This is a genomic window from Ohessyouella blattaphilus (genome assembly GCF_024721265.1).
In the GTDB taxonomy this organism is placed as follows: domain Bacteria; phylum Bacillota; class Clostridia; order Lachnospirales; family Lachnospiraceae; genus Aequitasia; species Aequitasia blattaphilus_A.
Genome location: NZ_JAMXOC010000002.1, coordinates 169,774 through 183,255, shown reverse-complemented (window position 1 = coordinate 183,255; position 13,482 = coordinate 169,774). Strand labels below are relative to the sequence as shown.

At 45.0% G+C, this 13,482-nt stretch carries 12 protein-coding genes; all 12 read right to left on the bottom strand.

Features of this window, described 5'->3' with window-relative positions; genetic code table 11:
- Position 1 precedes the first annotated feature (1 nt).
- From NHH16_RS03015 to NHH16_RS02960, 12 genes are read right to left on the bottom strand one after another with little or no spacing between them, the layout of a single operon-like run.
- Positions 2-973 (bottom strand): D-alanyl-D-alanine carboxypeptidase family protein, encoded by a 972-nt coding sequence (locus tag NHH16_RS03015; RefSeq protein WP_262068117.1) that lies wholly within the window; start codon positions 971-973, stop codon positions 2-4.
- Positions 957-1,352, bottom strand: a complete 396-nt coding sequence (gene mgsA / locus NHH16_RS03010; protein ID WP_262068116.1) for a methylglyoxal synthase — start codon at positions 1,350-1,352, stop codon at positions 957-959. The genes NHH16_RS03015 and mgsA overlap by 17 nt, the downstream gene beginning before the upstream one ends.
- Positions 1,349-2,512 (bottom strand): FtsW/RodA/SpoVE family cell cycle protein, encoded by a 1,164-nt coding sequence (locus NHH16_RS03005; RefSeq protein WP_262068115.1) that lies wholly within the window; start codon positions 2,510-2,512, stop codon positions 1,349-1,351. The genes mgsA and NHH16_RS03005 overlap by 4 nt, the downstream gene beginning before the upstream one ends.
- 10 nt (positions 2,513-2,522) lie before the next feature.
- Positions 2,523-3,287: a nucleotide-binding protein gene (locus NHH16_RS03000; protein WP_262068225.1), complete on the bottom strand. Its 765-nt coding sequence runs from the start codon at positions 3,285-3,287 to the stop codon at positions 2,523-2,525.
- A gap of 21 nt (positions 3,288-3,308) precedes the next feature.
- Positions 3,309-6,215, bottom strand: a complete 2,907-nt coding sequence (locus NHH16_RS02995) for a penicillin-binding transpeptidase domain-containing protein (protein WP_262068114.1) — start codon at positions 6,213-6,215, stop codon at positions 3,309-3,311.
- On the bottom strand, positions 6,208-6,744 hold the full coding sequence (gene mreD, locus NHH16_RS02990) for a rod shape-determining protein MreD (RefSeq protein WP_262068113.1): 537 nt from the start codon (positions 6,742-6,744) through the stop codon (positions 6,208-6,210). Before mreD ends, NHH16_RS02995 begins: the two co-directional genes overlap by 8 nt.
- Positions 6,741-7,607, bottom strand: coding sequence for a rod shape-determining protein MreC (mreC, locus tag NHH16_RS02985; protein ID WP_262068112.1), 867 nt, complete (start codon positions 7,605-7,607; stop codon positions 6,741-6,743). The genes mreD and mreC overlap by 4 nt, the downstream gene beginning before the upstream one ends.
- Positions 7,608-8,630, bottom strand: a complete 1,023-nt coding sequence (locus tag NHH16_RS02980; protein WP_262068111.1) for a rod shape-determining protein — start codon at positions 8,628-8,630, stop codon at positions 7,608-7,610.
- 2 nt (positions 8,631-8,632) lie between these two features.
- On the bottom strand, positions 8,633-9,325 hold the full coding sequence (radC, locus tag NHH16_RS02975; RefSeq protein ID WP_416389383.1) for a RadC family protein: 693 nt from the start codon (positions 9,323-9,325) through the stop codon (positions 8,633-8,635).
- Between the two features lie 40 nt (positions 9,326-9,365).
- Positions 9,366-10,967, bottom strand: coding sequence for an NAD(P)/FAD-dependent oxidoreductase (locus NHH16_RS02970; RefSeq protein ID WP_330643437.1), 1,602 nt, complete (start codon positions 10,965-10,967; stop codon positions 9,366-9,368).
- On the bottom strand, positions 10,951-12,195 hold the full coding sequence (locus NHH16_RS02965) for a BaiN/RdsA family NAD(P)/FAD-dependent oxidoreductase (protein ID WP_262068108.1): 1,245 nt from the start codon (positions 12,193-12,195) through the stop codon (positions 10,951-10,953). Before NHH16_RS02965 ends, NHH16_RS02970 begins: the two co-directional genes overlap by 17 nt.
- A gap of 30 nt (positions 12,196-12,225) precedes the next feature.
- Positions 12,226-13,479, bottom strand: coding sequence for a methionine gamma-lyase family protein (locus NHH16_RS02960; RefSeq protein WP_262068224.1), 1,254 nt, complete (start codon positions 13,477-13,479; stop codon positions 12,226-12,228).
- Positions 13,480-13,482: the final 3 nt, after the last annotated feature.

The window sequence follows — 13,482 nt, the reverse complement described above, 5'->3', positions numbered from 1 at the left end:
ACTAACCTCTAGGAACGGTGGCAAACATACCGTTCATATTCTCATAGACCAGACTTTTATCGCCAGCCCCTAAGACTAGGCAAATATAAGGCTTGTCTTCTACGGTGCCATAAACCAAAAGACAGTTTCCGGCTTCATCGGTAGTGCCAGTCTTACCGCCTAAAATATGGACTCCTTGGGGCTCTTCCACATTCCCGTTTAAATAGTAAATCGTGGATTCCCACTCTTCCTCGCGGCTTCCGCTATTTACGTTCTCAATCGTAGGCTTGTAGCTTCGCTGCTCGATAATCTGACAAAAATCCGGTGAAGCCAGACACGCATTAAAGATTAAGTATAAATCATAGGGGGTGGTATAGTGATTAGGGTCATGAAGACCGTGAGCATTGACGTAATGGGTACTAGTGGCCATCAAAGAAGCGGCCTTATCATTCATCATCTGAATAAAATTTTCAATGGTCCCCCCTACGTGAAGTGCAATCGCATTGGCCGCATCGTTTCCCGAACTGATTAACATGCCGCTAAGCAGATCGCGCAAACTGATAACATCCCCTACCTGAAGGTTACAGACGGAGGAGTAGCTAGGAATATCTAAGGCTTCCGGGGTGATGGTCACCATCTCGTCGAGATTGCCGTTTTCGATGGCCACAAGGGCCGTCATTATCTTGGTAATACTAGCAGGATAAACCATTTGAAATAAATTTTGTCCGTAAAGGACTGTTTCTCCGTCTAAATCAAAGAGAGCGCTGCCACTTAAAGGACTGACGGGATTTACACCGGTCAAGTTCACATCTGTAGGGGCAACGCATAAGCCCGGGCTATACTTAAACTCATAAGTAAGCTGGGCTTTCGTAAACGTAGCTTGTTCATATGCGTGGATAACCTCGCTGGTACTGATGCTCTCCTCTTTCTGACAGCCAGAAAGCAAGAGTATCAAGGCTATGCAAAATACATAGACTTTATTTATAGATTTCACGCCAATCCAAATCTCCTCTATCAATTGCTAAGATAATCAGTTCTGCCGTCGCCAAATTAGTGGCCATGGGAATATTATACAAGTCACAAAGCTTGATAACATCATTTACCTCTGGCTCGTGAGGCTTCGGGTTTGTCGGCTCTCTTAAAAATATTAAGGCATCAATGCCATTTTGGGCAATCTGAGCGCCTAACTGTTGTTTTCCCCCTAGCGGTCCGGCTAAGTATTTGTGAATGGAGAGATTTGTTACATCCTCCACTAAACGCCCAGTGGTATCCGTGGCGAATAAATTATGTTTGCTAAGTATTCCGCGATAAGCAATGCAGAAATTCTGCATCAGTGATTTTTTTGAATCGTGTGCGATTAATCCTATATTCATTTCTTGAGTACCAATCCTCTCTTGCTATAGTTGCCTACTTGTAGACCAACATTCAGTACCATTCCTACGCCGGCAAATAAACTAACCACCGAGCTTAAGCCATAGCTGACAAAAGGAAGTGGTACTCCGGTATTCGGAAGTACTTGTGTGGCTACCCCAATGTTGATAAAACTTTGAAGACCTATCCAAGCGCCCACGCCGGCACAGATTAACTTGCCGGTAAAGTCAGGGCTTTTTAATCCTATTCTTATACATTGTATCACACATATTATTACTAAGGCAATAATCAGCATACAACCGACAAAACCTAATTCTTCACCGATAATAGCAAAGATAAAGTCCGTCTGTGGCTCGGCAATAAAATTACCATTTTTTACCGAGGCAGTAGTATTGCTATTTAAACCTTTGCCGGTAAGTTGTCCCGAACCAATAGCAATCACGGAATTGTTTTGTTGATAGGCTGTATCCGTAGCATACTCCTCCGGTTCAAAAAAAGCCATAATGCGATTGCGCTGATAAGGTTCGATAAGCTTCTGATCTTCCCTTACCACAATGCTGAGAAATATCACCGCTAGCGGAATAATCACCAGGAAGGCTCCACCGATGATTTTATAGCTAAGGCCACCAACAAAGACGATTGCCATCACAATCAGAAGCACCGTAATCGTACTGGACATGGAAGGTTCCTTATAAATCAAAAACGCAGGAACTAAAATCAAGATTCCCAAGCCCCCAAGAACCGGCCATGTATTTAGGCGCTCACGGTACTTGGTGATGTACGTAGAAACAAAGATAATCAGAAAAAGTTTAGCTAGCTCTGACGGTTGAATGGTAATTGGTCCCACATCGATCCAGCGCCTAGCCCCATTTACCACATTTCCAAAAAGTAGAACGAGAACCAAGGCGACATTAGTGACCCCGTAGATTATCCAATAGAATTTGGTAATCCATTTATAGCTGATAAGGGACATAATCGTCATTCCTACTACGCCTAAGCACACCCCCACTAATTGGCGTAGCTGAAGGCTTGGCCTTGCACTTCCAACTGCCATTATTCCAATTGCCGACAGGATAAGAACGCAAATGATAAGTATAAAATTATAATTACGAAAATCATAGGCTTTTGTCAGTCTACGAAAGGTTTTCTTTAAAGATTTCATAAATTCTCCACTACCATTTTAAGAATAATAGGCTGTTTTTGTTTAGGTTGATAAAAGGAATCTCTTCGCCTTCCAGACGTCGACTAATATTTTTTAAAGCTCGTGCTGACATTTTCTTACTATCGGCGCGAATTAGCGTTCCTTGTTCCATAGCGATATTTAAAGTATCTTCAAAAGGGATGATGCCCCAGACGTTAATGGGGAAACGCTCGCTCACTTCCTCAAGTGAAGGATAGACGCCCCTTTTAATTAAATCCTGACGAACCATATTAAAGATAATTCCCACTTCTTGGATTCTGTGCTCTCGAAAGATGCTGTAGATTTTATCAGCATTACGAATTCCCGTCTGGGTTATCGTGCTGACAATAAGCGAAAAGTCGCTTGCGTTTATCGCCATCTTTAACAGAGTCATACTTCCTACCGGCAAATCGAGAAAGATATAGTCATAGTGCTCTCTCGCTTCTTTTATTAATTCCTTAAAAGCTTCATCCTCGATGCAACTAGCATCCTTAGTCCAAGAGGCAGAAAGCAGCTGTAAATCCTCACAGTCCTGATGTGGAATAGCCGCCTCTAGTAACTTTATTTTCCCGGATAAAACATCCATAATATTAGTGGTAGCTAACACTTCGTCACCCATTAGTAAGTCCAGGGTACGTAGCCCCATATTTAAATCGATCAGTAAAACTTTCTTTCCCTGACGAGCATAGATGCCGCCAAGATTAAGGGCGATGCCCGATTTGCCTACACCACCGCTTCCCGATAGAAATGATATCACCTGTTTCAATAATTTTCTCCTTTAGTCGTTATGCGTAGAGTCTACAGAAACGCTCTTTGCGGCTCCGGTAATGACTTCCTCCCGTGGTTTTGTATTATAATAGATACTCAACATATCTCCCGCCACTTCGGCTGCATACGTGGAAGAATACCCGTTGGTAATCCGAATAGCAAATGATACTTCTGGGTCAGCTGCCGGGGCAAATCCCACAAAAAGAGCGTGGTCAGCACTGGTCTTGCTTTGCTGAGCTGTACCGGATTTTCCTGCTACGGTAATGCCGTTGCTAGTAAGGGAAGCAAAAGGTGCAATAAAGTTTTGGGGAATTACTTGCTCCATTCCCTGATGAACGCTATCCCAAGATGAATCGGCCACGCCTTCTACGACAGTCTCCTCTTTGTCGTCAAATTCTTTAACTACATTCTTATCGGTATCAGTCACATTATTTAAAAGAGTCAAGTCCTTAACCACTCCGCGATTGGCCACGCCACCGATATACTTTACTAGCTGGCTAGTGGTAAAGTTATTCGTTCCTTGACCAATCGCTGAAGGTACAGAGGCTTCATCGGAAATCTTCGGTTCACTCTCTGGTAGCTCCAACCCGGAGACTTCATCTAGACCAAACTGGGTGGCGTATTTCTTCAAGGTATCCGTTCCTAAAGAGGAAGAATATTGTTCCTCGCCTGTCTCGCTAGGCTCTAGGCTCATCTGGTAACCGGCCTCATAAAAGAAAATATTACACGAATGGGCAATCGCTCCCGTTACATTAAGAGCACCGTGTGCCCCAGGATAAATCCAGCATTTGGGATTAGGGTTTACTTTTTCATACGTTCCCGTACAGTTGACAATCGTACTGGTATCCACAACCCCTTCTGTTAAGGCCGCAATCGCCGTTACCGGCTTATATGTAGAACCAGGAGCCGTCGCTTCTTGCGTAACTTTATTATAAAATGGCGTACTTTGATCCTGAACTAGCTTATTGTAATAATTGGAGTCCATAGTATTGGCCAAGCGATTGTTATCATAACCTGGATAGGAGACACAGGCCAGTACGTTCCCCGTCTTGTTTTCCGTTAAGATTAGGGAACCGGTACAAGGCTCTAGGGCTAATTGTCCCGGCGTAATGCTTAGAGTTTCTATTTTGCCCCGTAAGAAATCATAAGCACCAAGAGAAGAATCCGCTAAGCGGTTGTACTGATCCTGATCAAAAGGCAGCACATTTTGCTCGTAAAGAATCATACAAAGCTGACGTCCCGTTACGGCTCCGCTCTTTATTAAATAGCGATAAACTAGCTTATTAAGGGTATTGTCATTATCGATCGCCTGAATTATATAATCCACTAGACTGTTGTATAGTTCGCTAGAGTCAGAATACTTGTTGGTGCTCTCTTCGGCCTGTATCTTCGAAGCGTCAATCCAGTTTTTGCCGATGGCGTGATTTAAATACGTATAGATATTGACGCTCCCCTCGTCGTGCCACTGTTTATAAACCTCGTCGTTGCGGTCAATTGCGGAACTTACCAGTATCTGATACCTAGAGGTTAAGACCGTGTCGGTAATATGATTTAGATACGCCTTTACCTCTTCACTAGAGCCCTCGTAACTAGCCGCCCCAGGATCCCTTAACAGAGCTTCTATCGCTCCTAAAACTTCGGCTTTTTTGCCCTCAAAAATGCCATTCACTTCTACTTCTGTTGCTCCCGCCCCCTCTTCTGTCATATGGCGGATGCTAAGAACGTCGTTAGACACTAAAGCGTCGTAGGCATCACCGATAGGCACGATAAGCTCGGAAGCATCTTCCACACTCTCCCGGTCGTAGTCAAGAATATTTCGCAGCCTAGATAGCAGTACTCCCGCCACTTCTTGCTCCAAAACATTATAGGCTGCCACCTGTAAGTCCAGATCTAGCGTTAAGTGAACGTCATTACCGGCCTTGGCTTCCTTAGTCTCGGCGGTTTCGACAATCTTACCTTCATTATCTACAAAAAGCTTAACACTTCCCGATTCGCCCTTTAAATACGTTTCCAGCTCGGCTTCTAAGCCGGACTTGCCAATCTCGTCCGTTAGAAAGTAGCGCTTTTGCTCGTCCTTTTCCATCTCGTTATACTCCTCTTGGGAGATACCACCGGTATAACCAATCACCGAGGCAAAAGCGTACGGCTCATTATAGCGCCTTAGGGATTCTTCCTTAATATCTACCCCTTGTAGATGGCTCATATTTTCCATGATTTCTGCCACCGTCTCCTTAGAAACGTCTTCAGCGATGGTGGTTTCGATATATTTCTGGAAACTGTTAAGGGAAATGGCGTAGCGGACGTTTACCAGCTTCAAGACCTGAGCCTTGTCCATTTTTTTCATATTGATGCCATATCCGTACTGTTCATTCGTACAAAGATACTTCATGATATCATCAGCAGTACTGTTTTGCTGTTCCTCGGAGAGGTCTTCAATATACGTCTTTCCATAGACATCGGCGATAAACCGTAACAGTTGCGTATCATTAGTAGCCACAAATTTATAGTTGTTGGCAGCATCTAAGATGATGCCAAAGTTATTAATGACCACGTCGCCGTTTCGCTCCACGATTTCCATCGTCGTTTGAATGGTCGCGTTTAGTTCCTTGTTGAAATCAACTAGGCTATCGTATTCGCCGTTATCTTCAATAGTTACTGAATAGGCCAATTCGTTATAGGCGATGATCTTTCCATTGCGGTCGTATATATTCCCCCGTGTCCCCCCCGTATTTTTAGTCTTTTGAATCTGCATGGTAAACCCGTCCAAGTATTCCTGACCATTCACGATTTGTAGCACAAAAAGACGTCCTATCAGAATGACAAATAGGACAATAATTATAAAAATAGCAACTAAGAGACGGTTAGCAACAATCCCTTGAAGACGGTTTTTAGCATTTGTAAATATTCGTTTAAACAAATCGACTAGCACTCCTTTGTTCGGCACTGGCAAGACGGTGACTAATATAAAGAATAATCGGGTATAAAACAATGGCAATCACCATCGTATAGATTGTTTCTGGTAAGATAATCCGCAGTAAATAATACCCAAAGCGAAAATCTCCGGCTAGCATAAAAGCGATAAAATAAAAAACTAGACCGTAGGCTAAATCACTAAGGGAAATTAAGATTATCGGCAATTTAATATCGTCGTCGAAGAAAATTCGACTAAAGATGCCATTAATGTATCCTAGTAAAGTATAAAAAATCATATGAAAACCGGCTACCGTACCAAAGGTATTATCTAGCAAAAAACCGGCGAAAAAACCCACCAACATCCCCGTTCTTTTGCCCCCCATAAATCCATAGGCTGACACCAAGATTACCAAAAGATTCGGTTTGATCCGGGCAAACGTTAAATGAGGAAAAAGACATGTTTGCAAAATATAGCAGACAAAAACGATAAGACCAGTAATCAGTATTCTTTTTACATTGAATCGCTTCTTCATTCGCTCTCCTTGCTTCCTACTAAATCCTCTTTTGTCTCGGTAATCACTAGCACCTCGTAGAGAGTACTAAAATCTGCCACCGGTGTAATATAGCCAGATCTGGTCAAGTTATTGGCATCGACCTCAATTTCCGATATCTTACCGATTAACAGCCCCTGAACAAAGTAAGGGCTAATATGAGAAGTTACCACTTCATCGCCAATCTTGACTTCGTTATCGTTATTCGCTAGTTTCTCAAAGCGAATTTTGCCACTGGCGATATCCTGCAAGTCTCCCCGAATCACACACGTATCGGAAGTAGTTAGCACCATGCCGCTAATATTCATATTATTAGCGATAATCGTCTCCACTCGAGCCGTATTTGGCGTTACTTCCGTAACAATCCCCACCAGTCCTTGACCGGCTAAGACGTTGGCATTGACCTTTATGCCGTCATTTGAGCCCTTATCGATAGTAAAGTCCGCGTACCAATTTGAGGAGTTATTGGCGATAACCCTAGCACCTACCTTCTCGTAATCCAAATAGTTATCATCAAGCTTAAAAAGCTCCCGCAACCGTTCTAGTTCAAAGGTGTCTTGACGCAAAGTGGTATTTTCGTTCTTTAACTCCTCCACTTGCGCTTCTAAATGTTGATTTTTTTTCTGAAGTTCCTCTAACGTTTGGAAGTTATCCTTTAAGTCCGACGTCCATTTCCCAATTTTGCTGACCCCTTCTTGAAAGGGAAGGACCGTATAGGCAGTTAAGTAACGCAGCGGCGTCTTACCGCCGGTGACGCTGTCCACCGTGATAATCAGGAGGGACACCAGTATCAAAATCAAGAGCCAGTATTTACTTTTTACTCGATGTCTGTTCTTCTTTTCCATTTATCTCATCCACCTGTAGCCTTCATCAATCATCGAATACGCCAATGTCTTTAGTTCTTCGGAATTAATAATTTTCTTAAGTCCTTTTACCACGCTAAGAGCTGGTTTCGGAGCACACCGGGTCCGTAAGTTAATCGTGCGACCAATATAGCGGTCGATACCCACCGTTTCCGCCACGCCACCGGTTAAGATAATCCCGGTCTTAATAATCGATTTTCGCACCTCAGGCGGCGTTCTATCAAGAATGGTATAGATGCCTTCTAGGACCTCCGCTAAAGACTCTTTCACGGACGCTCGCACCACATTTACCGTAATGTTCTTTTGCATTGGTAAGCCCGTAATCAGATCCCGGCCTGCCACCATGGTGCCAAGACCGCTATCATCGGTAAAAACGTTAAAGTTCTTTCGGAGGTTTTCTGCGGCTTTTTTACTAATTAAAAAATCCTGTGAACGCTTAATTAAATTGATAATCCCCTGATCTAGATGGGAACCGCCGACCTTAATTAAACGATCAAGAACAATGCCTCCTTCGGCGATTACCGAAATCTCGGTGGTCTCCCCGCCTAGATTTACCATCATTAACCCCTTCGTCTTCGCCACATCCAGATTAAGACTTACCCCATCTGCAATGGCCCGCTCCACAATATTTACCTCGCCCGCCTTAGCATTGGAGTGGATAACCAGATCGAAAAAGGCTTTCTTTTCTACCTCTGTCACATCAGTAGGCACCGCCACTACGTATTCCGCTCCCTTTGCATAGGACGAGGAACGCTTTAATAAGGTCGCCAGCAGAAACTGCAGGTTATCAAAGCGAGAAATCGCACCCTCTTTCATCGGATAGACGACCTCAATCGCATCAGGAACCCGTCCGTACATATCATCAGCCTCTTTGCCCATGGCGATTACTGTCCGTTTATCTTCAATCGCCAGCACGGTTTTCTCACTCCAAATTTTATCACTTTTTTTATCGTAAATCTTAATCTCGGTGGAACCAAGATCAAGACCAAATACGTTTTTTGACATAGTTACAGTTTCTCCTCTTGCCTAAAGCTTACATAGCGACAATCACCAATGATAATATGATCTAGTAATTCGATTCCTAGGAGCGTACCGGCTTCCTGTACTCGTCGGGTTACCTTAATGTCCTCGCGACTAGGAGTCGGGTCTCCGCTAGGATGGTTGTGAAGTAAAATAATGCTCACCGCCCCAGCTCCGAGAGCTTCAAGAAAAATCTCTCTCGGTGAGACGAGACCAGCGTTAACGGTACCGACAGAAATATCCTTTTCGGCAATTAACGCGGCTTTGGTATTAAGCATCAATAACTTTAAAATTTCCCGAGACTGATGCCGCAAATCTTCCATGTAATGGGCAGCAACTGTTCGGGGTTCATTAAAGCACAAAGGTATCTTTGTGCGCGCTTTCGAGAGTCGTTTGCCAAGCTCAATTAGGCACAGAATTTGGATGGCTTTCACACTGCCAATCCCTTTTATTTTAAGGAGCTTTTCATATGAATAGCCATGCAGGTCTAGAAGACCTGTCCGCCCCTGACCGTATAGAATACGCCCGGCTAATTCTAGGGCATTCTCTCCCTTGGTGCCGCTTCTTAGAATAATGGCTAAAAGTTCCCGATCACTTAGGGCTTCTCCACCGTATTGGTGAAACTTTTCATAAGGCCGTTCAGGGGTAGCCAACTCTCTCATTCGATTATTTTCTTTCATTTCATAATTTGAATTCGTACTAATTCAAGTTTCTATTTTATCATATTCGGTAACGGCTTGCAATAAAGCTGGCTACCCGCAGGCCATCCATTCCGGCCGAGGTGATGCCACCGGCGTATCCTGCCCCTTCTCCGCAGGGATAAAGCCCTGCTAAGTTCGAGATACCCTCTTCATTTCGCTCGATTCGCACCGGCGAAGACGTCCGGCTTTCTACTCCTGAGAGGATGGCTCTAGGGTCGTCAAACCCTTTTATTTTACGGCCAAAGGCTTCTATCCCTTCCGTTAGCGTCTCTTTTATCTCCTTGGAAAAAAGTTCATGGAGAGGGGCCTCTTTATAGGCACCTTTAATTTGCGGAAGAAAGCCTATAGACTCGCCATTCATTTGATTATTCTTAAAATTTTCATAAGTTTGAATTGGTACGCTACCCTTTCCGAGAGAAAAAGCCTTGGCTTCAAGTTGACGCTGATATTCTACACCGGCTAAGACATCATTACCGGGGAAGTCTTCTGGGGTAACGGTCACGACAATGGCCCCATTGGCATTTTTCCCGTCTCTAGCTGCGTAGCTCATACCGTTTACAGCAATTTTTCCCTCTTCCGAAGAGGCGTTTACCACATACCCGCCTGGACACATACAGAAGCTATAGATGCCGCGGCCGTTTTTAGCTGTCGTGGCCAGTTTATAATTTGCCGCTGGCAGAGCATACTGCTCATAACCCCTGCCGTACTGAGACAAATTAATTAACTCCTGTGGGTGTTCGATTCTTAATCCGACGGCAAAAGCCTTAGGGCTCATCTTCACCCCTTCCTCTTTTAAGGTATAAAATGTCTCACGAGCACTGTGACCAGTGGCGAGAACGGCAATGGTACAGGGAAGGGTCTGCGTTTTCCCCGTCTTAACATGAAGTAGCTTTAGTCCTGTAAGGGACTGCTCCTTCTGAATAAAGCCCGTTACCTTCGTGTCAAAGCGCACTTCGGCGCCTAAGCGTTTGATTTCCTCACGCATATTCTTTACAACTGTGACTAGGATATCCGTACCGATATGGGGCTTTTGCTCATAAAGAATTGCTGGCGGCGCGCCAAAGCGGACAAAGGTCTCAAGGACAAAGCGCCCCATTCCCGTTTTGTCCTTAACTAACGTATTCAACTTCCCATCGGAAAAAGTCCCGGCACCGCCTTCGCCAAATTGGACGTTGGAATACGGGTTTAATTCACCCGTTTGCCAGAAGTTGTCTACTTGCTCTATGCGCTCGTCCACCCGGCTCCCCTGCTCCAACATGCAAGGCTTAAAACCGGCCTTGGCTAGCGCTAGGGCCGCAAAGAGGCCGGCCGGTCCGCTGCCGATAATTACTGGCCGATCGGTTAGCTCCTCACAGCCGGTTACCGCCATATCATAGCATTTGCGTTCTGGATTAAAAACTAGGTTCTTTACCTTTTTAAATCGCTCTCGTCTTTCGTCCTTTAAACTGGCATCTAAAGTATAGACGTAGAATAGCTCTGGTTTTTTACGAGCATCTAGGGAGCGCTTGACAATCTCTAGGGAAAGGATTTCTTCTACTACTACTCCTAGTTCCCTAGCCGCAATCTCGTTTAGCGAACGGGTCTCTTTTAAGCTTACCTTTAAATTAGTAATTCGAATCAATGGTTTCATCCTTTCTCACTGCCATTCGCCCCGCGATTATACCACTGGTAAAGGCGAAATGGAGGTTGTACCCACCACAAAGGCCATCCACATCAAGTAACTCTCCGGCTATATATAAGCCGTCCACCCGTTTTGATTTCATTTCTAGAGGGTCTACTTCCGTTGTCAGAACACCGCCGGCACAGACCTGAGCGCTGGCAAAGCCTTTGGTGGCACGAATGGTTACGGGCATAGCTTTTACCGTCCGCAAGAGGGTAGTGATTTCTTCCTCCCTTAGCTCATTTGCCAAACGACTTTTCTTAATTCCCGCTAGGGATAAAAGCGCTTGAATCAGTTTTTCTGGCAATAAGGAATTGAAAATCCCCGCTACCGAAAAATAGGGGAAGCGCTTGATTTGTTCCTTAAATCTTATCATTACTTCTTCATCAGGGTATTCGGGAAGAAAATCCAGTTCGATAATGGCGCGCTTCTTGGCTTCTAAAGCCTTGCTAACGTGCCGGCTTAACTGAAAAATCATAATCCCAGAAAGACCGTTATCGGTAATTTGTAACTCTCCCACTGAAGTATAGTTCTCACATCCGGCAATGTGACAGGTAGCCCGTGCCCTTGTCCGGACACCGCTGGCTTTAGCCAGAACCTTGCCACTAGTTAAAAGGGGGACTAACGCCGGTGTGACGCAACTCACGTGATGCCCCATTTCTGTGGCCAGCCCATAGCCACTTCCGTCTGAACCCAGTACCGGGGCCGCCTGCCCACCAGTAGCCAAAATTACCCGGTCAGCGTGAAAAACTTTTCCCGCGTCAATGATAAATTCTGCGCCCTCTTTGTGAATCCTCTTCACAGAATTGTTATTCTTAAGAGTAACACCTAGATGAAGACACATCCGCTTAAGGGCGTCTTTTATTGCCGCCGCTTGTTCTGAGCGGGGGTAATAGTATCCCTCTTTTACTACGGGAACCACGCCTATAGAATCCATAAACTCCAGTAAAACGTCGCGACCGTTAGCAGCAAGAAAAGTTTCGATAAACGCGGGATCATCACCATTGTAAAAGGAAGATGTGATTTCCTCGTTGGTAAAATTACATCTTCCATTCCCGGTGGCTAAGATTTTCTTGGCCACATCTTCTTTCCTCTCGTAAACTGTAACTAGCGCACTACTATTTTCTCTTTTCGCGCTAATGGCGGCGGCAAGTCCCGCCGCACCACCACCAATAATGGCAATTCGCATCTGTTTTCCTCCTAGCATAAGAGATATGTTTTAAAGAGTAACGAGTCCTGCTTTTACCAGATGATCAAGGGAAGAGATAATCCCTAGCTTACTGTGAGCCCAGGTCAGTCCTCCTTGAAAATAGACATTATACGGCTCCTTAATCGGACCGTCGGCGCTTAGTTCAATGGATGACCCTTGAATAAAGGCGCCTGCCGCCATAATCACATCGCAGTCGTAACCAGGCATGGGCCAAGGCTCAGGGGTTACGTACGCATCCACCGGAGCAGCGGCCTGAATTCCCCGACAAAAAGCAATGACTCGCTCTTTATTTTCTAAAGTTACCGCTTGAATAATATCGTAGCGCTCCTCGCTGCCGTTTGGAACTACCGAAAAGCCTAGTTTTTCGTAGATGTTCGCCGCAAAAATAGCACCTTTAAGGGCGCTGGCAACCACCGTGGGGGCAAAGAATAGCCCTTGGTAAAAGCTCCGCATCACATCAAGGGAAGCACCCACTTCTTTTCCCAGACCCGGCGTCGTTAGGCGATATGCCGCGTTCTCCACGCAGTCGGCGCGACCACAGATATAACCGCCGATAGGTGCCAGACCGCCACCAGGGTTTTTGATTAGCGACCCCACCACCATATCTGCGCCCACTTCGCTAGGCTCTGTTTTCTCTACAAATTCACCGTAACAGTTATCTACCATGCAGATAACATCCTCGCGAATACCTTTAATAAATGCGATTAACTCGCCAATCCTGGCCACCGATAGCGTGGGTCTGGTCTGATATCCTTTTGAACGCTGAATGGTAACGAGTTTCGTCTTCTTTGTAATCGCTGCTTTTATTCCTTCATAATCAAAGCTACCATCCGCTTTTAAGTCTACTTGACGATAAGAAATACCGTATTCTGCTAAAGAACCCTTGGCTTCTTTGATACCGATAACCGAAGCTAACGTATCATACGGCTTTCCCACCGGCGAAAGAAGTTCGTCACCGGGACGTAAGTTGCCAAAAAGTGCCGTACTTAGGGCATGGGTTCCGCAGGCGATTAACGGGCGGACCAAGGCATCCTCTGTCTTAAATAGGCTAGCGTAGACTTTTTCTAGCGTATCTCGGCCTACATCGTCGTAGCCGTAGCCACTGGCGTAGTGAAAACAATCGGCATTGACCCGATTATCCTGCATCGCCTTGATTACTTTTAGTTGATTGTATTCCGCAATTTCATCGATTTTTGCAAACCGCTCTTTCAAATCCGGTAATACACCTTCACAGTAAGCTGCTACACCGGGGTCTATTTTCATCTC

Bases quoted from the DNA above. Each gene is read 5' to 3' on its own strand.
- NHH16_RS02980 (WP_262068111.1), bottom strand. From the start codon at position 8,630: ATGTCAAAAAACGTATTTGGTCTTGATCTTGGTTCCACCGAGATTAAG.
- mreD (WP_262068113.1), bottom strand. From the start codon at position 6,744: ATGAAGAAGCGATTCAATGTAAAAAGAATACTGATTACTGGTCTTATC.
- mreC (WP_262068112.1), bottom strand. From the start codon at position 7,607: ATGGAAAAGAAGAACAGACATCGAGTAAAAAGTAAATACTGGCTCTTG.
- NHH16_RS03005 (WP_262068115.1), bottom strand. From the start codon at position 2,512: ATGAAATCTTTAAAGAAAACCTTTCGTAGACTGACAAAAGCCTATGAT.
- NHH16_RS02965 (WP_262068108.1), bottom strand. From the start codon at position 12,195: ATGCGAATTGCCATTATTGGTGGTGGTGCGGCGGGACTTGCCGCCGCC.
- NHH16_RS02960 (WP_262068224.1), bottom strand. From the start codon at position 13,479: ATGAAAATAGACCCCGGTGTAGCAGCTTACTGTGAAGGTGTATTACCG.
- mgsA (WP_262068116.1), bottom strand. From the start codon at position 1,352: ATGAATATAGGATTAATCGCACACGATTCAAAAAAATCACTGATGCAG.
- radC (WP_416389383.1), bottom strand. From the start codon at position 9,325: ATGAAAGAAAATAATCGAATGAGAGAGTTGGCTACCCCTGAACGGCCT.